This window comes from Pseudomonas sp. FH4 (assembly GCF_000510915.2).
GTDB lineage: Bacteria > Pseudomonadota > Gammaproteobacteria > Pseudomonadales > Pseudomonadaceae > Aquipseudomonas > Aquipseudomonas brenneri.
Genome location: NZ_AOHN01000016.1, coordinates 1 through 25,722, shown reverse-complemented (window position 1 = coordinate 25,722; position 25,722 = coordinate 1). Strand labels below are relative to the sequence as shown.

Genomic DNA, 25,722 nt, shown 5'->3' with positions numbered 1-25,722 from the left:
AAACTGTCACGTAACTGTGGCAGCGCGCTTGAACAAACTTCATCAGACTCGCGCTCTACTGGGGTTCTGCGTTTCGGTGTTTTTCATGCGCGTGTTGCTTTTACTGGCCGCCTTATTGTTCGGCCTGCCGTCGTTTGCGGCTTCTCGATGTGATGTCAATGTCCCGACTGAACGGGTCGACCTGGACCAGGTGAGCCTGGCGTACCAGAGCATTGGTCGTGCTTCCGATCCGGCCTTGTTGCTGGTGATGGGCCTGGGCGGGCAGTTGATCCACTGGCCCGACGAGGTAGTGGTCGCCCTGTGTCAGCAAGGTTTTCGGGTGATCCGCTATGACAACCGTGACGTCGGCCTGTCCACCTGGCGCCAGGCGCCTGCCAGCGCCAACCTGACCTTTGAAGTGCTGCGCTACAAACTGGGCCTGCCGGTGGCCGCGCCCTACACCTTGACCGACATGGCCGACGACGCCCTGGGGTTGATGGATGCGTTGCAGGTCCGCCAGTTCCATGTGCTGGGGGCCAGCATGGGCGGGATGATCGCCCAGCACCTGGCGGCCATGGCGCCGCAGCGCGTGGAAAGCCTGACCCTGATCATGACCAGTTCCGGCGCCGAAGGCCTGCCGGCACCCAATGCTGCACTGGTGCAATTGCTGTCACGGCGCAGCGCGCCCAACCGCGAAGTGGCCCTGGAGCAACAGGCCGACTTGCTGGCGGCCCTGGGCAGCCCCGAGGTCAAGGATGATCGCCAGGCACTACTGCATCAGGCGGCGCAGTCCTACGACCGGGCGTTCAACCCCGAGGGCGTGAAACGTCAGATCATGGCGATTCTTGCCGAGCCGAGCCGGGTACCCTTGCTCAACCAGTTGCGGGTGCCGACCCTGGTGGTCCACGGCACGGCCGACCCGCTGCTGCCGGTGATGCACGGTGTGCATCTGGCGGCGCATATCCAGGGCAGCCAGTTGCGCTTGATTCCGGGCCTGGCCCATCGTTTCCAGGAGGCGTTCAAGGCACCCTTGCTGGCGGCGGTGTTGCCGTACCTGCAAGCCCACCGCGAGGATGCGACGCATTGGGCGCAGGTTGAGCCCAGGCTACCTTCCAAGGTTTTATGAGAGCGGCCTAGGGGTGTATGGTGCGAACTTTGTGGCGTGTAATGCCTGCGAGGTTGCGTAAATGAGTACTTCCCTGAAAATCGATTTCGTCAGCGACGTGTCCTGCCCCTGGTGCATCATCGGCCTGCGCGGCCTGACCGAAGCCCTGGACCAGCTGGGCACCGAAGTGCAGGCCGAGATCCACTTCCAGCCCTTCGAACTGAACCCGAACATGCCCGCCGAAGGGCAGAACATCGTTGAGCACATCACCGAGAAATACGGCTCCACTGCCGAAGAATCCCAGGCCAACCGCGCCCGCATCCGCGACATGGGCGCCGCGCTGGGCTTTGCCTTTCGTACCGATGGCCAGAGCCGCATCTACAACACCTTCGACGCCCATCGCCTGCTGCATTGGGCCGGGCTTGAGGGCTTGCAGTACAACCTCAAGGAAGCGTTGTTCAAGGCTTACTTCAGCGATGGCCAGGACCCTTCCGATCACCCCACGTTGGCGATCATTGCCGAAAGCGTCGGGCTGGATCTCAAGCGTGCAGCCGAGATCTTGGCTTCGGACGAGTACACCGCCGAAGTCCGCGAGCAGGAACAACTGTGGGTCTCCCGTGGCGTGACCTCGGTGCCGACCATTGTGTTCAACGACCAGTACGCAGTCAGCGGCGGCCAGCCGGCTGAAGCGTTCGTCGGCGCAATCCGCCAGATCATCCAGGAGTCCAAGGCCTAAAGCCGAGCGCAAAGCAAAATGTGGGAGCGGGCCCGCTCCCACATTGGATCATTGTTGCCCCCCCCCCTGGCCCATCCCTTGCATTACCCCCTTAAAGCCCAGCCGGCGTGCGGTTGGGCGCTGCCAAGGGGTTAAACATTACCTTGAATATCCTCGATCTCGACCACAGCCTCACAGCCCAGGCGCCGATTGCCCTGCGCCTGGCCAACGGTCAGGCCACGCGTCTGGACCTGCTCGACCTGGGCCCGAAACTGCGCCTGTGGTCCACCGAAAAAACCTGGAAACACTTCGCCCAGCGCCTGGCCCAGCGGCCCCGGCCAAGTACGCTGCGCCCGGAAATCTTCTTCGTCGGCTCCGGCGACTATCACCACCTGACCCCGGCTTTTCTCGCCGAAGTGCAGGAACCGATCAGCCTGATCCACTTCGACAACCACCCTGACTGGGTGCGCCTGGCACCGCGCCGGCATTGCGGCTCGTGGGTCAACCAGGCGCTGAAGATGCCGGCGATCAAACGTATCGTCACCCTCGGCCCGTGCAGTGACGACCTGCACAACCCGCAACTGCGCGGTGGCAACCTGGGCGCCCTCAAGCGCGGGCATTTGCAGTTGTTTCCCTGGCAGCACCCACCGTCGAAAGTCTGGGGTCGGGTAGGGGATGGTGCCGGCCATGCGCAACAGGAAAACCACCTGCACTGGCGCAACCTGGCTGAGCTCGACTGGGCTGCATTCCTTGAGCAAATGATTGCCAGCCTGCCCACCGAGGCGGTGTGGATCACCATTGACAAGGACGTGCTGGCCAGCGAAGACGCCGCCACCAACTGGGACCAGGGCGGCATGCGCCTGACGCATCTGTTGCAAGCCCTGCGTGCGTTGGCGGCGAGCAAGCGGATCATCGGTATCGATGTGTGTGGCGAGTTTGCCCAGCCTGCGTTCAGCAACGCGTTCAAACGCTGGGAAGCCAAGTCCGACCAGCCGCCGGCCGAGCGCTGGAGCGCGGACGATTTGCTGCGCAACGCGGCGACCAATGAGGCGTTGATCAACCTGTTCGAGGAGCTGTATCCGTGACCCTGACCGTGGTGGTGTTATTGGTCTTTTCCATCGTGCTCGATGTGATTGGCCAGTTGTGTTTCAAGCTGGGCGTGGACCGCTTGCCCGAGATCAGTGGCGGTTTTCGCCTGGGTGCATTTTGGGGCCAGGTGCTCAATGCGCCGCTGCTCTGGGCGGGCATCGGCGCCTATGTGATTGAATTTTTCGTGTGGCTGGAGGCCTTGTCCCGTGCGCCGCTGAGCCTGTTGTTTCCGCTGGCGGCGCTGGCGTATTGCCTGGTGGTACTGGTGGGCAAAGTCGTACTGGGGGAAACCGTCAGCCGCCGTCGCTGGCTGGGCACCCTGGTGATTACGGCCGGCGTGATGCTGGTCGCTGTTGCGGGGACTCAAGCATGAACTCGGAAAATATCGCTATCCGTCCGGTGGGCTGGCTGCATGGTCGCCTGGGGACGCTGGTGTTGTGGGCGTTGTTGATCTTGACCGAAAGCGGCGGCCAGTTGTTTACCAAGGTGGCCGGCGATCAGTTGGGGCAGATGGATTTCAACTGGCAATGGCTGGCGGCGGTGGCGGTCAACCCGGGGATCCTCGCGGCCATCGCCTGTTATATCGGCGCGTTTTTTGTGTGGATGCTGATCCTGCGGCGCAGCAGCCTGTCCCTGGCCTTCCCCCTGAGTTCGCTGGTGTTTGTGGTGGTGCTGCTCGGCTCATGGCTGGGCCTGGGCGAGCACATCAGCTTTCTGCACTGGGTGGGCGTGGTGGTGATCATTGGCGGGATCGCGCTGCTGGCAGAGGGCGAAGAAAACTGAGCGCAGACTGGAATGCTGGACAAATGTGGGAGCTGGCTTGCCTGCGATAGCATCACCGCGGTTTAACTGATGCACCGAGGCGCCTGCATCGCAGGCAAGCCAGCTCCCACACAAGCCAGCTTGCACATTTTGATGGGTATTGGGCTTTGGACAATCAATCGAAGGTATAGCTGATCGCCGTCTGCACCTGTCCCTGGTTCACCTTGCCGGTCTGGCGCACGATGCTGCTATCGGCCGCCGAGCCTGTCAGGTGTACCCAACTGGCACTGGCCAGCAGCGACCACTTGGGCGCCAGCGGGATCTGCAGGCTCTGGGTCAATGTCAGGTTCTGGAACCCGCCGCTGGCGTTGTACGGACGAATCCCCGAGGCCTGCGCCTCATGCTTATCGACCCCGAAAAACGTCTGGGTCTGGCTCTCGTCGGCAAAGTGCGCCACCAGCCCCGTGCTGCCAATGACCCCGCCGCCCAGCGGATAACCCAGTTCGCCGCCGAGCTTGCCGAGTACGCCGCTCTGTTCGTGAGCGCCGCCAACACTGCGCCCCAGTTGCGCATAGACCCGCCAGAAGTCGGCCGGTGCGTACTGGATAAACCCGCCGATCTCGGCCATGTCCGACACGTCCCGCAAGCCCCGTAGCGGACCATTGGCCGTACGTCCCGCCAGGTAGTTGAGGTAGGGGCCAGCGCTGAAACCATTGTGGTTGAGCGCACTCCAGGTCAGACCGTCGTCGGTATCCAGGCTGACATTGCCCCAGTCCAGGTCGAAGTAGGGCACCGGTACCGTGTGATAGCGGCTGCCAGTGGGTTCCCGGGCTTGGTAGCTGGCGCCAAGGCCGACCTCACCGCTAATGCCTTCAGCCAGCGCCGAGCCCGCCCAGAGGCCAAGCACACCGGCGAACAGCGCCGAACTCATCCTGCACATCATGTTATTGCCCTCTCGAAAACATACGCGCATGAACGCGCAGGCGCGGGGCGTGTGCAAGCACTCATGTTGTTTGTAGCGACCTACAAAAATTGTAGCTTCGGTGCTGCGTTTATTTCCCATGCATGCCCGCGAGCCCCAGCCCCGCTGGGTTTTGTCCACTTGGCACAGTCCCTGCTCTATCCCTGTCAACGGCGCATCAGCGCGCTAGCATCCAAGGTAAACGCAGATGAATGACTGGCATATCGTGTGTGACTTCGACGGGACCATCACACCCACCGATGTCATCGACAACGTTCTCCAACGCTTCGCCGGCCCCGAATGGGAAACCATCGAGCAGCAATGGCTGGACGGCCATATCGGTTCGCGTGAATGCCTGAGCCGCCAGTTGGCGCTGATCAAGGCGACGCCGGCCGAACTGCTGGCGTACTTCGACACGGTCGAGATCGACCCGGACTTCCCGGACTTCGTCGACCATGTGCTCGGCCTCGGTGCTTCCCTGGAAGTGGTCAGCGACGGCATCGAACAAGGCATCGCGCGGATCCTTTCGCGCAACTACGTGACCCTGCTACCGATCATCGCCAACCGCTTGCGCCAGGTTGACCAGAACAGCTGGCGCATCGACTTCCCGCACACCAGCGACGCCTGTCGCGCGGCCTCGGGCAACTGCAAATGCAAGTCCACCCCGCGCAACAAGCGGGTGCTGGTGATCGGCGACGGCAAGTCCGACATGTGTGTGTCGGCCACCGCCGACTTCGTCTTCGCCAAAGGCAGCCTGGCGCAGTACTGCCAGGCCCACGACATCCCTCATATGCGCTTCGACAGCTTTGCCGAACTGCCTGCATTACTGGCCCAACTGCCCCAGGGCATGGCCGCCAACGCCACTCACTTTACGTCTGACACTCAGGAACTCTTTCATCATGTCTGATATCCGCATCGCTACCGCCGAAGACCAGGTTCTGCTGGATAAAGAAGCCAAATACTGCTCCTACGGCGACACCGTCCACTACATCGACCCACCGCGCATCTTCAGCCGTTGCGAAGGCTCCTACGTCTGGGACACCGAAGACCAGGCCTACCTCGACCTGCAAATGTGGTACTCGGCGGTCAACTTTGGCTACGCCAACCCGCGCCTGAACAATGCGCTGAAACAGCAGATCGACACCCTGCCGCAAATCGCCAGCCAGTACCTGCACAAGGGCAAGATCGAGCTGTCGGAAATGATCGCGGTGGACGCCAAGAAGAAATTCGGTCTCGATGGCCGTGTGCACTTCAACGTCGGCGGTTCGCAGTCCATCGAGGACTCGCTGAAAGTGGTGCGTAACGCCTGCAACGGCAAGAGCCTGATGTTCGCCTTCGAAGGCGGCTACCACGGGCGCACCCTTGGCGCGTCGTCGATTACCTCCAGCTACCGCTACCGTCGTCGCTATGGCCACTTTGGCGAGCGTGCCAACTTCATCCCGTTCCCGTACCACTTCCGTGGGCCAAAGGGCATGACCAAGGAAGAATACGGCAGCCACTGCGTGCAGCAATTCGCGCGCTTGTTCGAGACCGAATACAACGGTGTGTGGGACCCGAAGGTCGGCCAGAGCGAATACGCAGCCTTCTACGTCGAGCCGATCCAGGGCACCGGCGGCTACGTGATCCCGCCGATGAACTTCTATAGCGAACTCAAGCAAGTACTCGACCAGCACGGCATCCTGATGGTGGTCGATGAAATCCAGATGGGCTTCTGGCGCACCGGCAAGTTGTGGTCGATCGAGCACTTCGATGTGCAACCGGACGTGATCGTGTTCGGTAAAGCCCTGACCAACGGCCTCAACCCATTGGGCGGCATCTGGGCCAAGGAAGAGCTGATCAACCCGAAACTGTTCCCGCCGGGTTCCACTCACTCCACCTTCGCCTCCAACCCGTTGGGCACCGCGGTGGGCCTGGAAATGTTCAAGATGACCAGCGAAGTCGACTACGGCGCGATGGTCATGGCCAAGGGCAAATACTTCCTCGAAGGCCTGCAGGACCTGCAAAAGCGCTTCCCGATCATCGGCGATGTGGATGGCCTGGGCCTGGCCCTGCGCTGCGAAATCTGCGGGCCGGACGGTTTCACCCCAGACAAGGCAGCCCTGGACTACATGGTTGAGGAAGGCATGAAAGGCGACATGCTAGTGGACGGTCAGAAACTGGGCCTGATCCTCGACGTGGGCGGCTACTACAAGAACGTGATCACCCTGGCGCCGTCACTGGAAATCAGCTACCCGGAAATCGACCTGGGCTTGAAGCTGCTGGAGCAACTGCTGACCCGAGCGATGAAGCGGTGAACCTGGCCGATATCGATCTCGGCGAAGGCAACGCCGGCTTCGTTCTCGGCAACGGTCCGGTCGGGGTCCTGTTGATCCACGGCCTGACCGGCACCCCGACCGAGTTGCGTCGGGTGGCCCAGGGCCTGGTCAAGGCGGGTAATTGCACGGTGTACGTGCCGACCCTGGCCGGGCACTGCGGGGGCAACGACGACCTGCAGGCCACCGGCTGGCGCGATTGGTACGAGGGCGTGCGCAAGACCTTTGTCGGGGTGCAGCAGCGCCATGCGCAGGTGTTCGTCGGTGGCTTGTCCATGGGCGCGGTGATGTCGATGTACCTGGCTTCGGAATTTCCGGGCCAGATCGCCGGGTTGCTGATGTACTCCACGACCCTCAAGTACGACGGCTGGAGCATCAACAAAATGGCGTTCATCACGCCGTTGCTGATCCGCATCCCGTTCGGCGTGCGCCTGTTCCGCTTTACCGAGAAGCCGCCCTACGGCATCAAGAACGAACGCCTGCGGGCCATCGTCGAGCGGCAGATGAAAGAAGGCGAGAGCAGCGAGGCCGGGCTGTTGACCATGGAAGGCGTCACCGTGCGCGAGTTGCACTGGATGAACGCCGTGGTGAAAAAACGCATGCCGTCGATCAAGACCCCGGCGTTGGTGCTGCACTCCATCGAGGACGACATCACCAGCCGCTGGAATGCCGACTACGTGGAGCGCCACCTCGGCGGCCCGGTGACCAAGATCCTGTTGGACAACTGCTATCACATGATCACCGTCGACCTGCAATACCGCCGGGTGATCGAGTTGAGTGCCGACTTCATCGAGCAGCACACCACCCCTGTGGACGAATACCGCCGGGCTTGACCCCGCCCCCTGTAGGAGCGGGCTTGCCCGCGAAAAACCTGAGAGCGACGCTGGGTGTCAGGTTTTTCGCGAGCAAGCTCGCTCCTACAGCGCACCCTCTGTAGGCGTCGGTTTGCCGGCGATGGACGCATGTGGCCCGGTTTACGCGGTGTTTTTAGATTAAGGAAACGCTGTGATCAGCACTAAAGCCTATTCAACCATCCAAGCCATCGACCGCAGTGCCTGGAACGACTGCTTTCCCCTGGCATTGGAAGATTGGGACTACTACGTCGCCGTGGAAAACGCCGCCATCGACGATTTCCAATGGCGCTATCTGTCCCTCTACGAAAACGGGCAACTGCTGGCCGTCGCGCCGGCGTTCATCACCCATTACCGCCTCGACACCACCGTCTCGGGCATTGGCAAACGCTTCACCCAACGCCTGGAACGCTGGTGGCCCAGCGCATTGCGCCTGGGCCTGTACGCCATCGGTTCGCCAGTGGCCGAGCAATGCCATGCCGGTGTCGCCAGCCATGTGCCGGCTGCACGACGTGCTGCCCTGCTGGCGCAACTGCTGGCCGCTGCGCGCCGGGATGCCGATGCATTCGGCATCGGCCTGCTGGCGGTCAAGGATGCTCCGACCCGGGATCAGGACTGGGCCGACAGTTGCAAGGCCGCCGGCCTGCACAGCATGCCGAGCTTGCCTACTGGGCTACTGCCGCTGCCCTACGGCTCGGTGGATGCCTACCTGGGTTCCCTGGGCAAATCCACGCGCAAGGATTTGCGGCGCAAGCTCCGTGCGCCGGGGCCACAGGTGGAGTGGCGGCGCAATGTCGATGACGTATTGCCCCAGATCATGCGCCTCTACGAAGCGACCCTGGCCCGTGCCGACCTGCAGTTCGAACGCCTGCCCGCCGGTTATTTCAGCCAGGTGCTCGCCCAGCTTGATCAACGGGCGCTGTGTGTACTTTACTGGGTGGACGAGCAACTGGTGGCGTTCAACCTGGTCCTGCTCGACCAGCACCGGCTGATCGACAAGTTCTTTGCCCACGACCTGGCCCACAGCCGCGAACACAACCTGTACTTTCGCAGTTGGCTGACCAACGTCGACTACTGCATCGAGCACAAAATTGCGTTGTATGAGTGCGGGCAGGCCGGTTATGCCAGTAAGCTGCGCCTGGGTTGTGAGTTCGCCGGCAATACGCTGTTCTTCCAGCACCGCAACCGCCTGCTCGACACCCTGCTCAAAGTGGTAAAAGTGTTTATTCGCCCGGATCGATCCGACCCTGCCATGGCTGCTGCAATAAGCGAAACCCGATGATCGCCAAAACCCGCCAGAAAGCCCGCCCGTTTGCCATTTCCCGCTGGAGCCTGCAGCGCAAGCTGGTGTTGGCGTTCTGGCTGGTGACGGTGATCCCGACGATGATTGCCGCTGAACTGGCGGCCACCACCTTGTCGCAGATTTTCGACAGTAACGTGCGCATCTGGCTGCAAGAATCGACCCGTATCGTCAAGGACGAAGTCAGCGACATCCTGCACGACAACGCCCGCGTGGCGCAGATCTTCCTGCGTTATGTGCGTCCGCCTTCCACCCATGAAGCGATGCGTCATGACCGTTTGATCGCAGACATTGCCAGCGCCACAGATATTGACGTGGTCACGCTGATTCGCAGCAGTGACAGCAAAGTGATGTTCAGCACTGTGGGCGATGATGTGGTGAAACAAATCAGCCTCGCACCCAATGCTGTATTGCAAACCGTGCAGGTCGGCGGCGTGGCCACCGGGGCCGTGATTTCCTCGTTCGAGACCAGTCAGGATGGCGTCGATTATGAACTGCTGGTGGGCACGTACCTGGACAGCAGCTTCCTCACCAGTGTCGCCGAGGTGCACTCCCTGGACTTGCGCCTGTACCTGGCCAATACCGACGGTTTCTCGGAGATTTTCTCGACCCAGCGCTTTGAAGACCACCCGACCCGCGTGCCCAAATCCGTCGAAACCCTGCTGCGCAGCACCAAGCAGCCTAGCGAGCAATTCACCAGCAACTACAGTGGCCTGTACTGGCCGATCTTCAATGACACCGGCGAGTTGCAGGGTGTGATCTTCAGCGGCCTGCTGCGCCACACCAGCCTGGTGGGGCTGGTGAACCAGAGCAATCTGTTCGTGCTGATCTTCCTGCTCAGTTCCGCCTTGTCCCTGGGGGCCGGCGTGCTGGTCTCCCGGCACCTGACCCGGCCGCTGCGTGAGTTGTCCCAGGGCGTGAGTGCGGTGATCAGCGGCAACTACCAACACCGCGTGGCCGTCACCGGCGGCGACGAGCTGGCGCAACTGAGCAGCACCTTCAACCATATGACCGAGCGCCTGGGCGAGTTGCATCACCTCGAAGCCCAACTGCGTCGGCGCGACCGCCTGCATGCCCTGGGCGAAGTGGCGATGGGCCTGGCCCATGAAATCCGCAACCCACTGGGCATTATCAAGACCGCGACGCAACTGCTGCACCGCCGCACGGACCTGCCGGAGACTGACAAGCGCCACCTGGAATACGTGGTCAGCGAAGTCAGCCGGATCAATGACCTGATCACTGACTTTCTCGACTTCGCCAAACCCAGCGAGCCACTGCGCAGCCAGCAACTGGCGCGGCCGCTGGTGGAAGAGATCCTGGGGTTCTGCGCGCCGGAGCTGGCGAGCCACGCCATCGACGCGCACCTCGACGACCAGGCGCCTGGCGCGACTCTCTATGTGGACGCCAAGCAATTCAAGCAGGCGTGCCTGAACCTGATTCTCAACGCCATCGACGCCATGCCCCAGGGCGGGCGCCTGACGTTGAGCATCAGCCGCGTCGATCAATCCACGGTGATCAGTGTCAGCGACAGCGGGCAGGGCATTCCGGCAGAGATGATCGAGCGGATCTTTACCCCCTTCGTCACCACCAAGGCCTCGGGCACGGGCCTTGGCCTGGCGAAAGTCTATTCGATCATGGAAAGTCACGACGGCCGCATCGAATGCACCAGTGAGAAGGATGCCGGCGCGACCTTCAGCCTGTACATTCCGGCCAACGGTGAAGATGACGGCGACGACGAGGACAGTCATGACGCATAACATATTGGTGGTCGACGACGAGCCCAAACTCTGCGATTTGCTGGCGTCGGCCCTGAGCCAGAACGATATCCAGGTGTTTATCGCCGGCAATGGCCTGCATGCCCTCAAGGTGTTGGAGCAGGAAGATATCGACCTGGTGATCAGCGACTGGCGCATGCCCGGCATGGACGGCCCGCAGCTCCTGGCTGAGATCAAGGTGCGTTACCCGCAGTTGCCAGTGATCGTGATGACGGCCTACAGCACAGTGAAGAATGCCGTACAGTCGATGCGCAACGGTGCCTACGACTACATTGCCAAGCCCTTCGACATCGACGAGCTGGACATCACCGTGGCCAAGGCCTTGCAGTTTCGCGACATCATGCGCGACAACGCACGGTTGCGTGCCGAGCTCGACGAGCATGCGCAATTCGACAGTCTAGTGGGCGACAGTCCGGCGTTCCGGCGAGTGCTGCAGGCGGTGGATTCGGTACGCGAAAGCAACGCGACCATTCTACTGACCGGTGAAAGCGGCACCGGCAAGGAAATGGTCGCCCGCGCCATTCACAAACATGGCAACCGTGCCGACAAACCCTTTGTGGCGGTCAACTGCGCCGCGATCCCCGAAGGTTTGCTGGAAAGCGAGATGTTTGGCCATCGCAAGGGCGCCTTTACCGGCGCCGTGGCCGACCGGGTAGGGCGTTTCATGCAGGCCGACAAGGGCACGCTGTTTCTCGATGAAGTGGGCGATATGCCCCTGGCGTTGCAGGCCAAGATCCTGCGCGCCTTGCAGGAGCGGGTGATCGAGCCGGTGGGCGATCCCCGCGAGCGTAAAGTCGATGTGCGAGTGATCGCCGCGACCAATAAGAACCTGCTGGACGCGGTGGCGAACAAGGAGTTTCGCGAAGACCTTTACTATCGCCTCAACGTCTTCCCGATCCCGTTGCCGGCGTTGCGCGAGCGCGTCGAAGACATCGCCCCGCTGGCCCGGCACTTTGCCCGTAGCCTGAGCGCCAATGCCGGTAAACGCATCACGGGCTTCAGCGCCGACGCCTTGCAGGCCATGGCCGCCTACAACTGGCCGGGCAATATCCGCGAGCTGCAAAACTGTGTGGAGCGCGCGACCATCGTGGCGGCCAGCCCGGTGATTGAAGATATCGACTTGCCAGCCTATCTGTTCGCGTCCCAACCGACGGCGGGCGATGTGACGACGATCCTCAGTGAAGGCCCGGGCGTGCCCCAGGACCTGGATGCAGCGTTGGCAGAGGTGGAGAAGGCGTACATCCTGGCGGCGTTGCAAGAGAGCAATGGCGTGCAGGCGGCAGCGGCGACGAGGATCGGGATCTCCGAGCGCAGCTTCTGGTATCGCCTGAAAAAGCTCGGGATCCAGATCGACAAGATCGTGCGCTGAAACACTGATCAAAATGTGGGAGCGGGCTTGCCCGCTCCCACATTTGATTGAGGTGAATCAGGCGTGGATGCGTACCCAGACGCTGACCAGCACCGTCGCCGCCATCAGCCAGGCTACTGCGGCGACTGCCAGCGAGGCCTCCAGGCGCATGCGGTCGACCATCACATACAGCGTCGCCAGGTACACAAAGTACGGAATGATCGACCACATGCCGAACACAATGGTGGTCTTCAGGTCGTCCACCGAGCGGCCCTTGCCGACGATGTAGTGGGCAATCAGCGCGAAGGTCGGAAACAGTGGCACCAGCCCGGCAATGTAGTAATTCTTGGTCTTGGCCAGCATCGCCAGGATCAACACCACGGCTGCACCCAGGGCAGCCTTGAAGACTAAGTCCATGTGCGACTCCTTAGTGGCTCAGGCCGTATTTCTTGACCTTGTCGAACAAGGTGGTCTTGGCCATGCCCAGTTCCAGGCTGGCCTGGGTCAGGTTGCCGCCGCTGCGTTGCAGGGCGTCGCTGAGCAGGTTACGTTCAAAGGCTTCCACTGCCTCGGTAAAGGCCAGGCCATGGTTGCCGGCACTGGTGCCGCTTTTCTTGAAGGCCGGCAGGCCCAGGGCAAACCGTTCGGCGACGTTGCGTAGTTCACGCACGTTGCCGGGCCAGTCGTGGCTCATCAGGCTGGACAGGGTCTGGTTGTCCAGCTCTGGCGCGATGCGGTCGAAACGCAGGGACGATTGCTGCAGGAAGTGTTCGAACAGTTGCAGGATGTCTTCACGGCGCTCGCGCAGCGGCGGCAGCTCCAGCGTCACCACGTTCAGGCGGTAGTACAAGTCGCTGCGGAACTGGCTGGCACGGCTCAACTCGTCGAGGTCGGACTTGGTGGCGGCGATCACCCGGCAATCCACCGCCACGCTCTGGTTCGAGCCCAGGCGCTCCAGGGTGCGTTCCTGCAGGACCCGCAGCAGTTTGATCTGCAGGTTCATCGGCATGCTTTCCACTTCGTCGAGGAACAGCGTGCCTTCATGGGCATGTTCGATCTTGCCGATACGCCGTTTGCCGGCACCGGTGAAGGCGTTGGCTTCGTGACCGAAAATCTCGCTTTCAAACAGGTTTTCCGGCAGGCCGCCGCAGTTCAGGGCGACGAACTGGTGGGCATGGCGGCGGCTGAAGTCGTGCAGGCAGCGGGCGACCAGTTCCTTGCCGGTGCCGGTCTCGCCTTCGATCAGCACGTTGGCCGAGGTGTCGGCGACGTTGGCGATCAATTCGCGCAGGTTCTGCATCGCCGGCGAGCGGCCGATGATCCGGCCTTCCAACGAGTCACGCTCGGCCAGTTGCCGGCGCAGCGCCCAGACTTCGCGGGCCAGGCCGCGCTGTTCGAGGGCGCGGCGCACCACGTCCACCAGGCGCTCCGGAGAAAAAGGTTTCTCCATGAAGTCATAGGCGCCATTGCGCATCGCACCCACGGCCATGGATATATCGCCATGGCCGGTGATCAGCACCACCGGCAGGCTTTTATCCAGGGCCTTGAGGCGGGTCAACAGCTCCAGGCCGTCGATGCCGGGCAGGCGGATATCACTGATCACAATGCCGGCGAAATTTTCGCCGACGCGCTTGAGAGCCTCTTCGGCACTGGCCACGCCGACGCTGGGGATGTCTTCCAGGGCGAGGGCTTGCTGGCAGCCGAGCAACACATGGGGATCGTCTTCGACGATCAGCACGGTGAGTTCGGTGTTGGGTTGGCTGTTCATGTCGATTCGCCGGGTTGATGGCCTGCCAGGGGCAGGCTCAGGACAAAGGCTGTACCACCAACGGCCGGATGTTCGACGGCCAGGTTGCCGCCGGTGGCCGCCGCAAGGCTGGCCGACAGGGTCAGGCCCAGGCCCAACCCTTGCTCGCCGGGTTTGGTGGTGAAAAAAGGTTCGAACAGATGCTTGCGGGTTTCGGGGGCGATGCCATGCCCGTTATCGCGCACCCGCAGGCGGTATTTGCCGTCGCTGATCTCACTTTCCAGCCACAGCTCGGGAGCGGGCTGGGCATGCATCGCATCCAGGGCGTTGCCGATCAGGTTGACCAGGATTTGTTCCAGGCGGGTCTGGTCGATCTGCAACATGGCCTGGCTGAAGCCGCGGTGTACGGTCAGTGGCAGGCTGTCGAGGCGGCTGCCCAGGACCTGGAACGCCGCGTCCACGGCCTTGCCCAGGCTGGCCTCGCCCTGATCGTCACCGCGCCGGGCAAACGAGCGCAGGCTGGCGGTGATGCGGCCCATGCGGTCGATCAGTTCGTTGATGGTCTTGAGGTTGGTGCTGGCGGTCTCCAGTGCCCCGCGCTCCAGGAAGCGCACGGTATTGCCGGACAAGGTGCGCAGGGCGGCCAGGGGCTGGTTCAGTTCATGGGCGATGCTGGTGGACATCTGGCCAATGGCCGCTAACTTGCCGGCCTGGACCAACTCGTCCTGGGCACGGCGCAGGGTCTCTTCGGCCTGGCGTCGTTCGCGGATCTGCGCCTTGAGCCGTTCGTTGCTGGCACGCAGGTCAGTGGTGCGTTCGGCGATCCGCCGTTCCAACTGGTTGTTGGCTTCCTGCAAGGCTTCGCGGGCGGCCAGGCGCGTGGCGATGACCTTGCGCCGCTCATTCCAGGCAATCAGCAGGAACGCCACCAGGGCAAAGGCCACCGCGACGAGGATGCCCTGGTTGATCGCGGCCTGGCGCAGGTCGTTGAGCGGGGTGAGCAGGGTGAAGTTCCACGGTGTGTCGTTCAGCGGCCGGGTCTGGGCCAGGTAGGTGACTTCCTGCTCGTCGGCCACCACTTCACTGTTGGCCGGGAAGGTCAGTTTTTCGCTGCCTGCAGTAAGGTGTTCACGGGCCAGGGGTTGCAGTTCGTTGAGGGTCGCCCAGTAATATTGCAGGCTGCGGGCCAGGCGCTCCTTGGTGTCGTCGCTCAGTGGGCGCACGGCCTTGAGCCGGCGTGCCGGGTCGCTGGAGAGGATGATGATGCCGTTCTCATCGCTGACAAAGGCTTCCAGGCGCGCGCGCTGCCAGCGTTCTTCCAGCGCTTCCAGGCGCACCTTGACCACTGCGACACCAATGATCTTGCCGCGCTCCTCAAGGCCATGGGCCAGGTAGTAGCCGGGTTCGCCATTGGTGCTGCCGATCCCATAGAATCGGCCCGGCTGGCCACGCACGGCATTCTGGAAATAGGCGCGGAACGACAGGTCTTCCCCCAGGTAACTGTCGACATCGCGCCAGTTACTGGTGGCCATTACCCGGCCGGTGGTGTCCATCACATAAATGGCCCGACTGCGGCTGCGCCGGTTCAGGCCTTCGAGGTATTCGTTGACCGTTTGCCGGTGTTCCGGGCTCGGGTCGGCCAGCAGTTTGGAGACGCTGGATTCCAGCTCCAGCAGGCTGGGCAGGTAGGTGTACTTGCTGATCTCACTCTCGACCGTGCGCGCATGCAACTCCAATTGGCGCTCGCCGTTCTCGCCCAGGGTGCGAATCCCGTAGTGTTCGCTGGTCCAGAAGCCGATAAAGCCCAGGCCGATCATCAACAGGATGATCAGGGGCGGCAGGAACAACTGGCGAATCAGACGAGGCTTCACGGCAAGGGATGGCGGCGCGGCGCGATAGAGGGTGGGGTCGCATTTCATCACAGATGCCTTGGGTCAGCTACAGCTTGCCTGCTCCTTGTAGGAGCGAGCTTGCTCGCGAAAAACGCCAACGATGACGCGTGCATCCTGAATGAACGCGGTGCCCTTGAGTTTTTCGCGAGCAAGCTCGCTCCTACAACAGAGGAGCGAGTTGCGGCTTTTTTAGTGCTGCAGGATTTTTTCGAGGAAGTGCTGCGCACGTTCGGAACGGGCGCTGATATCACCGAAGAACTCCTCTTTGGGGCAGTCTTCGATGATCTTGCCGGCGTCCATGAAGATCACGCGGTCGGCCACTTTACGGGCGAAGCCCATTTCGTGGGTCACGCACATCATGGTCATGCCTTCCTGGGCCAGTTGCACCATCACGTCCAGTACTTCGTTGACCATTTCCGGGTCCAGGGCCGAGGTCGGTTCGTCGAACAGCATGACGATCGGGTCCATGGCCAGTGCACGGGCAATCGCCACGCGCTGCTGCTGGCCGCCGGACAGTTGGCCCGGGTGCTTGTCCTTGTGCGCCGACAGACCCACACGTTCCAGCAATTGCAGGCCTTTCTTCTTGGCCTCTTCTTCGCTGCGACCCAACACTTTCACCTGCGCGACGGTCAGGTTCTTGATGATGGTCATGTGCGGGAACAGTTCGAAGTGCTGGAACACCATACCGACGCGCGAGCGCAGTTTTGGCAGGTTGGTCTTCGGGTCGGCAATCGAGGTGCCGTCGACCACAACGTCACCTTTCTGGAACGGTTCCAGGGCGTTGACGCACTTGATCAGGGTGGATTTGCCCGAGCCGGACGGCCCGCACACCACGATCACTTCGCCTTTTTTGACATCAGTGCTGCAATCGGTCAGCACCTGGAAGTCGCCATACCACTTGTTGATATTCTTGATAGAGATCATACGGCAAACCTTTTTTGCAGACGCTTGACCAGCAGCGAGGCGGCAAAGCTGATGATGAAGTAGACGACACCGGCGAAGATCAGGAACTCATTGGAACGCCCGATGATGTCGCCATTGGCGCGCGAAGCATTGAGGAAGTCCACCAGGCCCACGGTGTAGACCAGCGAGGTGTCCTGGAACAGGATGATGCTCTGCTGCAACAGCAGCGGGGTCATCTTGCGGAACGCCTGGGGCAGGATGATCAGGCGCATGGTCTGGCCGTAGGTCATGCCCATCGCTTGTGCTGCAGCCATCTGGCCCTTGGGGATCGACTGTACGCCGGCCCGCACGATTTCGCAGAAGTACGCCGCCTCGAACATCATGAACGCTACGACGCAGGAGGTGAATGCACCGATTGGCGTGTCTTCGCCGGTGATCCAGCGCAATACGAACGGCACCGCCAGGTAGAACCAGGTGATCACCAGCAGCAGCGGGATCGAGCGGAAGTAGTTCACATAGGCGCCAGCCACGCGCGACAGCAGTTTGCTGGAGGACAGGCGCATCAACGCCAGGATGGTGCCGAGGATGATGCCGCCGACCACGCCCATGACCATCAGCTTCAAGGTCATGACCATGCCGTTCCACAGGCCGGGGATGGCCGGGATAATGCCGCTGAAATCGAATTCCATTATTTACCCCCCACGGAAATCAGGCCGGGCACTGCGACTTTCTTCTCGACCAGGCGCATCAGCAGCATCAGGCTCATGTTCAGGGTGAAGTAGATCAGCGTGGCCAGGGTGAAGGCTTCGAACAGGTTGGCCGAGAATTCGGCGGTCTGCTTGGTTTGCGCCAACAGTTCCATCAGGCCGATCAAGGACGCCACGGAGGAGTTCTTGAAGACGTTGAGGAACTCCGAGGTAAGCGGCGGAATGATGATCCGGTAGGCCTGGGGCAGCAGCACGTTCCAGTAGATCTGCGACAGGCTGAAGCCCATGGCGCGCGCGGCGGCTTCCTGGCCACGGGGCAGCGCCTGGATGCCGGTACGCACTTGTTCACATACGCGGGCGGCGGTGAACAGGCCCAGGCACACGACAACGCTCAGGTAGGCCGAGGTGGTCGGGTTCAAGTCTTGTTTGTACCAGTCCTGCAGGTTCTGCGGCAGCAGGTCGGGTACCAGGAAGTACCAGATGAACAGCTGAACCAGCAGTGGCACGTTACGAAAAAGTTCTACATAGCAGGTCGCGATGCCGGCCACGAGGCGGTTAGGCATCGTACGCATCACGCCTAGCATCGAGCCCAGCAGCAAGGCGACGATCCAGGCCACGATGGCGATGGCGATGGTCCAGCCCAAACCGGAGATGAACCAGTCGAGATAGGTCTCGCTGCCCACGCCGGTGGACTTGAAGAATACGCCCCAGTCCCAGTTGTAATTCATTAGGGTCTCCCCCGAAATCGATCGATGTACAAGCACCCGCTTGGGGAAAATCCATTCCCGCCTGACGGTGAACGTCAGGCACACGCGATCGGCTCGGAAACCGCCAGGTCGAGTGTTCCAAATAATGCCAGCAGGTAGTAACAGGCACCTGAGGGAGGGTTGGCTCCCTCAGGGGATAAGGTTAGTTCGGAATCAGGACTTTTTTTCAGCCGTTTTGTCGTCAGCCGCTTTGTCAGTCGGGTTGGCGATCAGGGCCTTGAGTTCGTCGCTCATCGGGAACATCAGGTTCAGGCCTTTTGGTGGGATCGGCGAGCTGAACCACTTGGTGTAGATGTTGTTGATTTCGCCGGACTTGTAGGTAGCGACGATGGCGTCATCCACAGCCTTCTTGAACGGGGCATCGCCTTTGCGAACCATGCAGCCGTAGATTTCGAAGGATTGTGGGGTGCCGGTCACGGCCCAGTCGGTTGGCTTCTTGGCCTTGGCCATTTCACCGGCCAGCAGTGCGTCGTCCATCATGAAGGCAACGGCACGGCCGCTTTCCAGCATCTGGAAGGATTCACCGTGGTCCTTGGCGGAGATGACGTTCATGCCCATTTGCTTGTCAGCGTTCATGGACTTGAGGATGCGCTCGGAGGTGGTACCGGCGGTGGTTACGACGTTCTTGCCCTTGAGGTCAGCGAAATCCTTGTAGGTCGAGTCCTTTTTGGACAGCAGACGGGTACCGATTTCGAAGATGCCGACGGAGAAGTCGACTTGCTGCTGACGCTCGACGTTGTTGGTGGTGGAACCACATTCAACGTCCACGGTGCCGTTCTGCACCAGCGGGATACGGGTTTGCGAGGTGACCAGGTTGTATTTGACCTTCAACTCGCCTTCTTTCATGCCGAGGTCTTTCTCGACAGCCTTGACGATGGCCAGTTGAATGTCGTGGGAGTAGCCCACTGGCTTGCCCGAGCCGTCTGCGATGTAGGAGAACGGGATGGAGGCGTCGCGGTGGCCCAGGGTGATGGTGCCCGACTCTTTGATTTTCTTCAGGGTGCCGGTGAGCTCAGCGGCAAAAACTGGAGTGCTAATCAGAGCGGCAGCGATAGCTGCGCCCAAAATATGGGGAACGATACGCATCAATACTTCCTCGACATTTGTTTTTTTTATGAAGCCTGGACGGCTCTTTCGATACAGCGAATGCCTGTGACGGCTCCTGAAGCATCTCAGGCAAACACGTACCAAGTGTAGAGCATGAGTCGTGCCAGACCGTTAATAAAAGTCTAACTATATGATTTATATGGTTATTAACTTTATGTGACGCTGTTTAATCGATGTTTAAGTCCGGCAAACCGAATCGGCGACAGCAGCGTGTTCGGAAAACCGAATCCATAGGTGTTGGCTTGCCGTCGATTGTCATCAGTCAGTCCGCCATCGCAGGCAAGCCAGCTCGCACATTGATCGCATTTCACATTAAGACGGCCATAAAAAACCCCTGGACCTTCCGGTGCAGGGGCTTCGTTAATCAGGCCGCTTCGATCTTGCTGCGGTTCTGCTCGACCTTGATCAGGTAGCGCTGCAGGTTCTCCTGCTCGTCGGGGGTGGTGAACAGGCCGAGTTTGGTGCGGCGCCACAGGATGTCGTAGGCCTGGGTCGCCCATTCCTCGGCGCACAGGTAGTCGACTTCCCGGGTGTAGAGGCCACCGCCCAGGTGCTCACCCATGTCTTCGAGCGATTGCACGCCTTCAAGCAGGCGCCAGGTGCGGCTGCCATAGGTCGTCGACCAGCGCCGGGCGATTTCGCTGGGGATCCACTCGAACTTGCTGCGAATATCCGTGGCCAGGGCTTCTGGTGTGGTCATGTCTTCGCCGCCGGGCAGGCTGGCCTTGGCGGTCCAGCTTGGCTTGATATGTGGGAAGTACGGGGCCAGTTGCGCCAGTGCCGATTCGGCCAATTTGCGGTAGGTGGTCAGCTTGCCGCCGAACACCGACAGGATCGGCGCTTCTTCGCCCGTGCCCGACAACGCCAGGGTGTAGTCGCGGGTAATGGCCGACGGGTTGTCGGATTCGTCGTTGCACAGCGGGCGCACGCCGGAATAGGTGTGCACGATGTCGTCGCGGCTCAACTGCTGCTTGAAGTGGGCATTGACCACATTGAGCATGTAGTCCGTTTCACCTTCGGTAATCGCCACTTTTGCCGGATCGCCGGTGTACTCACGGTCGGTGGTACCGATGATGGTCAGGTGATTGAGGTACGGAATGGTGAAGACGATGCGCCCGTCTTCGTTCTGCAGGATGTGCGCGTGGGCACCTTCGTACAGTTTCGGCACGATCAGGTGGCTGCCCTGGATCAGGCGGATGCCGTAGGGCGAATCCAGCTTCAGGTCATCCTTGATGAACTTGGCTACCCACGGGCCGGCAGCGTTCACCAGCGCCTTGGCGCGGATCGAGAACAGGCTGCCATCGGCACGTTCCAGGTGCAGATGCCACAGGCCCTTGCTGCGACGGGCGCTGACGCAACGGGTCTGGGTGTGGATATGTGCACCTTTTTCCCGGGCTGCCATGGCATTGAGCACTACCAGGCGCGCGTCATCCACCCAGCAGTCGGAGTATTCGAAGCCTTTGGTGATTGTGCTTTTCAGCGGGCTGTCGGCGCCGAACTTCAGGCTTTTGGAGCCGGCGAGTTTTTCGCGTTTGCCGAGGTGGTCATACAGGAACAGGCCGGCGCGAATCATCCAGGCCGGGCGCAGGTGCGGGCGATGGGGCAGCACAAAGCGCATCTGCTTGACGATGTGCGGGGCCTTGGCCAGCAGCACTTCGCGCTCTGCCAGGGCTTCGCGCACCAGGCGGAATTCGTAATGTTCAAGATAGCGCAGGCCGCCGTGGATCAGCTTGCTGCTGGCGGACGAAGTGTGGCTGGCCAGGTCGTCCTTTTCGCAAAGGAAAACCGACAGGCCGCGACCGGCCGCGTCTGCCGCGATGCCCACGCCATTGATCCCACCGCCAATAACGGCGACGTCATAGACTTCGGCTAGGGGTGGAGCAGGCAAGGTAGAAAGGGGCATCGGCGGGCCTCACGATGTATTTTTAATATTTGAATTCGAACATTAATGTTCATTTGCGAAAATGGTAGCTCATAAACGCAGGCGCAGCCAGTCGACTTCGATTGAAAAAACTCATCGAAGGGCCGAAAAAGGAAAATTTGTGAACATTGAGCCGGGTGCTGGCTCAAGAGAGTGGTTGCCCTACAGGCAGCCATCGCGGGCAAGCCCGCTCCCACAGTTGGAATGCGATCAACCTGTGGGAGCGGGCTTGCCCGCGATGACGGTGGTCCAGGCGCCAGAGATCTGAGGGATAGATCAGACGACTTCCAGGCGAATCTTATGCTGATTGAGCAACTGCACCAGCGCCGGCACCGGCGGCTGATCGGTGACCAGGCAATCAATCAAACTGATCGGCCCCAGGCGAATCATGGCATTGCGCCCGAATTTGCTGGAGTCCGCCGCCAGGATCACCTTGCGCGCATTGGCAATGATCGCCTGGGAAACCCGCACTTCCTGGTAGTCGAAGTCCAGCAGGCTGCCGTCCTCATCAATGCCGCTGATACCTACCAGGGCAAAGTCGACCTTGAACTGGTTGATGAAGTCCACGCTGGCCTGGCCCACCACACCGCCGTCACGGCGCACATTGCCGCCGGTCAGCAGCACATCGAAGTCGTCCTTGGCGCTGAGCATCATGGCGACGTTGAGGTTGTTGGTGATGATTTTCAGGTGGCTGTGGTTGAGCAGCGCCCGGGCGATGGATTCGGTGGTGGTGCCGATATTGATGAACAGCGAGGCGTGATCGGGGATCTGTGCGGCAATGGCTTCGCCGATACGCTGTTTTTCATCGCGCATCTGGTCGGCACGCATGGCGTACTCGGTGTTTTCGACACTGGAGTCATAGGCCGCGCCGCCGTGGTAGCGCCGCAGCAGGTTGGCATCTGCCAGTTGATTGATATCGCGGCGAATGGTTTGCGGGGTGACAACGAACAGCTGCGCCATTTCCTCGATGCTGACGTAGCCGCGTTCGCGGACCAGTTCGAGGATTTGCTGCTGACGGGGAGGCAGATTCATGGGGCGTCCTTTGGGCTGCCGTACAAAAAAGTGGCCCATGATGACGCAGGAATCTGCTCCCTGCCAGTTACAACCCTAAGTGGGTCCGGCGCTTGGCTTATTCGGCGCCTTCGTGGGGTTCCCAGTCGCGGGTGCGGCTGACCGCTTTTTTCCAGCCGGCGTAGAGTTTTTCTTTGGCTGGCTCGTCCAGTTGCGGTTCGAATTCACGCTCGATCACCGCCTTGCCACGCAGTTCTTCCAGGCTGCCCCAGAAACCACAGGCCAGGCCGGCCAGGTAAGCGGCGCCCAATGCAGTGGTTTCGCGCATTTGCGGTCGTTCGACCTGGGTGCCAAGGATGTCGGCCTGGAACTGCATCAGGAAGTTGTTGGCCACTGCGCCGCCGTCTACCCGTAGGGATTTGAGGCGTTCACCGGAATCCTGCTGCATGGCGTCGAGCACGTCGCGAGTCTGGTAGGCAATCGACTCCAGGGCTGCACGAATGATGTGATCCACGCGTACGCCACGGGTCAGGCCGAACAGCGCGCCACGGGCATACGGGTCCCAGTACGGCGCACCCAGGCCAGTGAAGGCCGGCACCAGGTACACGCCGTTGCTGTCCTTGACCTTGTTGGCGAAGTATTCGGTGTCGTGGGCATCGTTGATGATCTTCAGCTCGTCACGCAGCCATTGCACGGTGGAGCCGCCGTTGAAGACAGCGCCTTCGAGGGCATAGGCCACTTCGCCACGGGGGCCGCAAGCGATGGTGGTGAGCATGCCGTGCTTGGATTTGACTGCCTTGTCGCCGGTGTTCATCAGCAGGAAGCAGCCGGTGCCGTAGGTGTTTTTCGCCTGGCCCGGCTCGACGCACATCTGGCCGAACAGGGCGGCTTGCTGGTCACCAGCGATACCGCCGATGGCAATCCCACTTTTGGTACGGCCATAGATTTCCGAGGAGGATTTAACTTCTGGCAGCATTTCCCGTGGGATATCCAGCACCTCCAGCATCTTCGCGTCCCACTCCAGGGTGTGGATGTTGAAGAGCATGGTGCGCGAGGCGTTGGTGTAGTCGGTGATGTGGGTCTTGCCACCGGTAAATTTCCAGATCAGCCAGCTGTCGATGGTGCCGAACAGCAGCTCGCCATTGCGCGCGCGTTCACGGCTGCCTTCGACGTTATCGAGGATCCACTTCAACTTGGTGCCGGAGAAGTACGGGTCGGTGACCAGGCCGGTGGTGTCGCTGATGTATTGCTCGTGGCCGTCGCGCTTGAGCTGCTGGCAGATCTCGGTGCTGCGGCGGCATTGCCAGACGATGGCGTTATAGATCGGGCGGCCGGTGATCTTGTCCCAGACCACCGTGGTTTCACGCTGGTTGGTGATGCCGATGGCGGCGACCTGATCGTGGTGCAGGCCGGCTTGCGCCAGGGCCTCGACCATCACGGCGCTCTGGGTGGCGAAGATTTCCATCGGGTCATGCTCGACCCAGCCGGCTTGCGGGTAGTGCTGGACGAATTCACGTTGGGCGGTGCACACCACGTTGGCGTCACGATCAAAGATGATCGCCCGTGAACTGGTGGTGCCCTGATCAAGGGCAATGATGTAGTTCTTATTCTGTGTGTCGGTCATGTCGATTGCCTTGGACGGAAAAAGGGAGTGGGTGAGTAGCCTGGGCCGCAAAGGGCAGGAGGGCTCAGGCTACCGCTATCAGGATGTTCGGGTATTACCGCTGGCGGCGGTGTCGGCTGCATCAGTTGTAGCAGGTGCGGCGTTGGGCAAGTGGCGGGCAATCAGCCCGCGATAGGCCGCAGCGCCGAGGCAGGCACCGACAATCGGTGCAAAGATCGGAATCAGGAAGTACGGAATGTCGCGCCCGCCAGTGAAGGCCATTTCACCCCAACCGGCGAAAAAGGTCATCAGTTTGGGGCCGAAATCACGGGCCGGGTTCATCGCAAACCCAGTCAAAGGGCCCATGGCGCTGCCGATGACGGCGATCAACAGACCGATCAGCAGCGGGGCCAGGGGGCCGCGGGGCAGGCCATTATTGTCATCGGTCAGGGCCATGATCACGCCCATGAGGATGGCGGTGATGACCATTTCCACCAGAAACGCCTGGGCTGTATTCAGCAAGGCGTGAGGGTAGGTGGAGAACACCGAGGCCAACTCCAGGCTGGCTGCGGAGCCACGGACCATCTGGTGGGTTTGTTCGTAATCGAAAAACAGGTTGCTGTAGAGCGTGTAAACCAACGCGGCGGAACAAAAGGCGCCGGCGACCTGGGCGATGATATAGAAGGGCAGTTTGCGTTTGTCGAAGTCGGCAAAAATGCACAGCGCGATACTGACGGCTGGATTGAGATGAGCCCCGGAAATGCCGGCGCTCAGGTAGATCGCCATGCTCACGCCGATCCCCCAGATGATGCTGATTTCCCACAAGCCAAAGCTGGCACCCGCGACCTTGAGCGCAGCGACGCAGCCGGTGCCGAAGAAGATCAGCAGCGCGGTGCCGAGGAACTCGGCCATGCATTGGCTTGAAAGTGAAGGCTGTTGAAGAGCAGTTGTCATTGAAAACCTCGGTTTTTTTTCTTGTCTGGCGCGTTGTCACAACGGACAAGGCGCGATTTTCACCATGGACAGGATCCCCATCCTGTTCGTGGCTTACTGCTCGATTACTGCAGGAAGATTCGTACGGTATTCGGAAACGAAAAAATATAGACAAGAAACACTGCTGTCAAAGGTCGAAAGTGAACGGTCGGTCATTTTCTAACTATTAGTGTGATGAATGATCGCGACAGCACGACAAATGAATGGGCGGCAAGCGGGGTCAGGCTCTGCGCGGATTCGCCGCACGGCGCCCTGCACTAGAGCGTTTTGCCTGGGTTTGTCCTAGAATCGGCGGTCTGCTTTTCCACGTTTTCCCCAAGCCTGGAGCCTCCATGACACCCGCATTGGACTTGTTGAAGAAAGTTCGCGCCGAACATCGTATCCACAGTTATGAACATGACCCCAAGGCCGCCTCTTATGGCCTGGAGGCCGCGGAAAAGTTGAGCCTTGACCCGGCGCAGGTGTTCAAGACCTTGCTCGCCAGTAGCGAAAAAGGTGAGTTATTGGTGGCGGTGGTGCCAGTCGTCGGAAGTCTGGATTTGAAGGCCCTGGCTCACGCAGCAGGCGTCAAGAAAGTCGAGATGGCCGACCCGGCTGCGGCGCAGCGTTCTACCGGTTATTTGTTGGGCGGGATCAGCCCGTTGGGGCAGAAGAAACGCTTGCGCACGTTCATCGATGTGAGTGCCCAGCCTTTTGCGACAATTTTTGTCAGCGCCGGCAGGAGAGGGCTGGAGGTAGAGTTGGGAGCAGCAGTGCTGGCAGAGCACACCCAGGGTAAATTTGCGCCGATTGGCCGGGCCTGACGTCAATTTCGAAGGTATTGGCAATCTAAATGGACTGCCCCCGAAAAGTTGGACAGTTTCAGCTAGCAGCC

The 25,722-nt window shown here is 60.8% G+C and carries 24 protein-coding genes; 12 read left to right on the top strand and 12 right to left on the bottom strand.

What is annotated here, in order from left to right; translation table 11 throughout:
- Positions 1-85 precede the first annotated feature (85 nt).
- The 5 genes from H097_RS11405 to H097_RS11385 all read left to right on the top strand — a co-directional run bounded on the left by H097_RS11405 (position 86) and on the right by H097_RS11385 (position 3,671).
- Positions 86-1,105, top strand: coding sequence for an alpha/beta hydrolase (locus tag H097_RS11405; RefSeq protein ID WP_032859923.1), 1,020 nt, complete (start codon positions 86-88; stop codon positions 1,103-1,105).
- Between the two features lie 61 nt (positions 1,106-1,166).
- Positions 1,167-1,820, top strand: coding sequence for a DsbA family oxidoreductase (locus tag H097_RS11400; protein WP_032859922.1), 654 nt, complete (start codon positions 1,167-1,169; stop codon positions 1,818-1,820).
- A gap of 143 nt (positions 1,821-1,963) precedes the next feature.
- Complete coding sequence (locus tag H097_RS11395; RefSeq protein WP_032859921.1) at positions 1,964-2,884, top strand: arginase family protein; 921 nt, start codon at positions 1,964-1,966, stop codon at positions 2,882-2,884.
- Complete coding sequence (locus H097_RS11390) at positions 2,881-3,261, top strand: EamA family transporter (RefSeq protein WP_032859920.1); 381 nt, start codon at positions 2,881-2,883, stop codon at positions 3,259-3,261. The genes H097_RS11395 and H097_RS11390 overlap by 4 nt, the downstream gene beginning before the upstream one ends.
- Positions 3,258-3,671 (top strand): EamA family transporter, encoded by a 414-nt coding sequence (locus H097_RS11385; RefSeq protein WP_029297410.1) that lies wholly within the window; start codon positions 3,258-3,260, stop codon positions 3,669-3,671. The genes H097_RS11390 and H097_RS11385 overlap by 4 nt, the downstream gene beginning before the upstream one ends.
- A gap of 154 nt (positions 3,672-3,825) precedes the next feature.
- On the opposite strand, the gene H097_RS11380 is transcribed toward H097_RS11385, so the two are convergent.
- Entirely contained in the window at positions 3,826-4,590 is a 765-nt protein-coding gene (locus H097_RS11380; protein WP_032860145.1) for a MipA/OmpV family protein, read from the bottom strand.
- Positions 4,591-4,819: 229 nt separating this feature from the next.
- Between H097_RS11380 and H097_RS11375 the strand changes: the two genes are divergently transcribed.
- The 6 genes from H097_RS11375 to H097_RS11350 all read left to right on the top strand — a co-directional run bounded on the left by H097_RS11375 (position 4,820) and on the right by H097_RS11350 (position 12,218).
- The gene (locus tag H097_RS11375) at positions 4,820-5,518 is read left to right on the top strand and encodes an MtnX-like HAD-IB family phosphatase (protein ID WP_032859919.1); all 699 of its coding nucleotides are present in this window, start codon (positions 4,820-4,822) and stop codon (positions 5,516-5,518) included.
- Positions 5,511-6,905, top strand: a complete 1,395-nt coding sequence (locus H097_RS11370; RefSeq protein ID WP_032859918.1) for an aminotransferase class III-fold pyridoxal phosphate-dependent enzyme — start codon at positions 5,511-5,513, stop codon at positions 6,903-6,905. The genes H097_RS11375 and H097_RS11370 overlap by 8 nt, the downstream gene beginning before the upstream one ends.
- Entirely contained in the window at positions 6,902-7,756 is an 855-nt protein-coding gene (locus H097_RS11365; protein WP_032859917.1) for an alpha/beta fold hydrolase, read from the top strand. The genes H097_RS11370 and H097_RS11365 overlap by 4 nt, the downstream gene beginning before the upstream one ends.
- A gap of 172 nt (positions 7,757-7,928) precedes the next feature.
- Complete coding sequence (locus tag H097_RS11360; RefSeq protein ID WP_032859916.1) at positions 7,929-9,056, top strand: GNAT family N-acetyltransferase; 1,128 nt, start codon at positions 7,929-7,931, stop codon at positions 9,054-9,056.
- On the top strand, positions 9,053-10,831 hold the full coding sequence (locus H097_RS11355; RefSeq protein WP_032859915.1) for an ATP-binding protein: 1,779 nt from the start codon (positions 9,053-9,055) through the stop codon (positions 10,829-10,831). The genes H097_RS11360 and H097_RS11355 overlap by 4 nt, the downstream gene beginning before the upstream one ends.
- Positions 10,821-12,218, top strand: a complete 1,398-nt coding sequence (locus H097_RS11350; RefSeq protein ID WP_032859914.1) for a sigma-54 dependent transcriptional regulator — start codon at positions 10,821-10,823, stop codon at positions 12,216-12,218. Before H097_RS11355 ends, H097_RS11350 begins: the two co-directional genes overlap by 11 nt.
- Positions 12,219-12,275: 57 nt before the next feature.
- Here the strand turns inward: H097_RS11350 and H097_RS11345 are convergent, their stop codons facing one another.
- The 11 genes from H097_RS11345 to H097_RS11295 form a co-directional block, all read right to left on the bottom strand.
- Positions 12,276-12,614: a GlpM family protein gene (locus H097_RS11345; protein WP_032859913.1), complete on the bottom strand. Its 339-nt coding sequence runs from the start codon at positions 12,612-12,614 to the stop codon at positions 12,276-12,278.
- 10 nt (positions 12,615-12,624) lie between these two features.
- Positions 12,625-13,965 carry a sigma-54 dependent transcriptional regulator gene (locus tag H097_RS11340; protein ID WP_032859912.1) on the bottom strand — a complete coding sequence of 447 codons (1,341 nt, stop codon included), beginning with the start codon at positions 13,963-13,965 and terminating at the stop codon, positions 12,625-12,627.
- On the bottom strand, positions 13,962-15,863 hold the full coding sequence (locus tag H097_RS11335; RefSeq protein WP_032859911.1) for a sensor histidine kinase: 1,902 nt from the start codon (positions 15,861-15,863) through the stop codon (positions 13,962-13,964). Before H097_RS11335 ends, H097_RS11340 begins: the two co-directional genes overlap by 4 nt.
- Before the next feature lie 162 nt (positions 15,864-16,025).
- Positions 16,026-16,760 (bottom strand): amino acid ABC transporter ATP-binding protein, encoded by a 735-nt coding sequence (locus H097_RS11330; protein ID WP_032859910.1) that lies wholly within the window; start codon positions 16,758-16,760, stop codon positions 16,026-16,028.
- On the bottom strand, positions 16,757-17,428 hold the full coding sequence (locus H097_RS11325; protein WP_032859909.1) for an ABC transporter permease subunit: 672 nt from the start codon (positions 17,426-17,428) through the stop codon (positions 16,757-16,759). Before H097_RS11325 ends, H097_RS11330 begins: the two co-directional genes overlap by 4 nt.
- Complete coding sequence (locus H097_RS11320; RefSeq protein ID WP_032859908.1) at positions 17,428-18,174, bottom strand: amino acid ABC transporter permease; 747 nt, start codon at positions 18,172-18,174, stop codon at positions 17,428-17,430. Before H097_RS11320 ends, H097_RS11325 begins: the two co-directional genes overlap by 1 nt.
- A gap of 192 nt (positions 18,175-18,366) precedes the next feature.
- Positions 18,367-19,299 carry a glutamate/aspartate ABC transporter substrate-binding protein gene (locus tag H097_RS11315; RefSeq protein WP_029295166.1) on the bottom strand — a complete coding sequence of 311 codons (933 nt, stop codon included), beginning with the start codon at positions 19,297-19,299 and terminating at the stop codon, positions 18,367-18,369.
- 385 nt (positions 19,300-19,684) lie between these two features.
- The gene (glpD, locus tag H097_RS11310; RefSeq protein ID WP_032859907.1) at positions 19,685-21,223 is read right to left on the bottom strand and encodes a glycerol-3-phosphate dehydrogenase; all 1,539 of its coding nucleotides are present in this window, start codon (positions 21,221-21,223) and stop codon (positions 19,685-19,687) included.
- Positions 21,224-21,517: 294 nt separating this feature from the next.
- Positions 21,518-22,273 carry a DeoR/GlpR family transcriptional regulator gene (locus H097_RS11305; RefSeq protein WP_032859906.1) on the bottom strand — a complete coding sequence of 252 codons (756 nt, stop codon included), beginning with the start codon at positions 22,271-22,273 and terminating at the stop codon, positions 21,518-21,520.
- Between the two features lie 97 nt (positions 22,274-22,370).
- Positions 22,371-23,876 carry a glycerol kinase GlpK gene (gene glpK, locus H097_RS11300; RefSeq protein WP_032859905.1) on the bottom strand — a complete coding sequence of 502 codons (1,506 nt, stop codon included), beginning with the start codon at positions 23,874-23,876 and terminating at the stop codon, positions 22,371-22,373.
- A 78-nt stretch (positions 23,877-23,954) separates the two neighbouring features.
- The gene (locus H097_RS11295) at positions 23,955-24,809 is read right to left on the bottom strand and encodes an MIP/aquaporin family protein (RefSeq protein ID WP_032859904.1); all 855 of its coding nucleotides are present in this window, start codon (positions 24,807-24,809) and stop codon (positions 23,955-23,957) included.
- A 371-nt stretch (positions 24,810-25,180) separates the two neighbouring features.
- Here H097_RS11295 and ybaK point away from each other — a divergent pair, with 371 nt between their 5' ends.
- On the top strand, positions 25,181-25,651 hold the full coding sequence (gene ybaK, locus H097_RS11290; protein ID WP_032859903.1) for a Cys-tRNA(Pro) deacylase: 471 nt from the start codon (positions 25,181-25,183) through the stop codon (positions 25,649-25,651).
- Positions 25,652-25,722: the final 71 nt, after the last annotated feature.

Coding starts and splice junctions, on each gene's coding strand:
- H097_RS11405 (WP_032859923.1), top strand. CDS start 86: ATGCGCGTGTTGCTTTTACTGGCCGCCTTATTGTTCGGCCTGCCGTCG.
- H097_RS11400 (WP_032859922.1), top strand. CDS start 1,167: ATGAGTACTTCCCTGAAAATCGATTTCGTCAGCGACGTGTCCTGCCCC.
- H097_RS11385 (WP_029297410.1), top strand. CDS start 3,258: ATGAACTCGGAAAATATCGCTATCCGTCCGGTGGGCTGGCTGCATGGT.
- H097_RS11380 (WP_032860145.1), bottom strand. CDS start 4,590: ATGTGCAGGATGAGTTCGGCGCTGTTCGCCGGTGTGCTTGGCCTCTGG.
- H097_RS11375 (WP_032859919.1), top strand. CDS start 4,820: ATGAATGACTGGCATATCGTGTGTGACTTCGACGGGACCATCACACCC.
- H097_RS11370 (WP_032859918.1), top strand. CDS start 5,511: ATGTCTGATATCCGCATCGCTACCGCCGAAGACCAGGTTCTGCTGGAT.
- H097_RS11355 (WP_032859915.1), top strand. CDS start 9,053: ATGATCGCCAAAACCCGCCAGAAAGCCCGCCCGTTTGCCATTTCCCGC.
- H097_RS11350 (WP_032859914.1), top strand. CDS start 10,821: ATGACGCATAACATATTGGTGGTCGACGACGAGCCCAAACTCTGCGAT.
- H097_RS11345 (WP_032859913.1), bottom strand. CDS start 12,614: ATGGACTTAGTCTTCAAGGCTGCCCTGGGTGCAGCCGTGGTGTTGATC.
- H097_RS11340 (WP_032859912.1), bottom strand. CDS start 13,965: ATGAACAGCCAACCCAACACCGAACTCACCGTGCTGATCGTCGAAGAC.
- H097_RS11335 (WP_032859911.1), bottom strand. CDS start 15,863: ATGAAATGCGACCCCACCCTCTATCGCGCCGCGCCGCCATCCCTTGCC.
- H097_RS11330 (WP_032859910.1), bottom strand. CDS start 16,760: ATGATCTCTATCAAGAATATCAACAAGTGGTATGGCGACTTCCAGGTG.
- H097_RS11325 (WP_032859909.1), bottom strand. CDS start 17,428: ATGGAATTCGATTTCAGCGGCATTATCCCGGCCATCCCCGGCCTGTGG.
- H097_RS11320 (WP_032859908.1), bottom strand. CDS start 18,174: ATGAATTACAACTGGGACTGGGGCGTATTCTTCAAGTCCACCGGCGTG.
- H097_RS11315 (WP_029295166.1), bottom strand. CDS start 19,299: ATGCGTATCGTTCCCCATATTTTGGGCGCAGCTATCGCTGCCGCTCTG.
- glpD (WP_032859907.1), bottom strand. CDS start 21,223: ATGCCCCTTTCTACCTTGCCTGCTCCACCCCTAGCCGAAGTCTATGAC.
- H097_RS11305 (WP_032859906.1), bottom strand. CDS start 22,273: ATGAATCTGCCTCCCCGTCAGCAGCAAATCCTCGAACTGGTCCGCGAA.
- glpK (WP_032859905.1), bottom strand. CDS start 23,876: ATGACCGACACACAGAATAAGAACTACATCATTGCCCTTGATCAGGGC.
- H097_RS11295 (WP_032859904.1), bottom strand. CDS start 24,809: ATGACAACTGCTCTTCAACAGCCTTCACTTTCAAGCCAATGCATGGCC.
- ybaK (WP_032859903.1), top strand. CDS start 25,181: ATGACACCCGCATTGGACTTGTTGAAGAAAGTTCGCGCCGAACATCGT.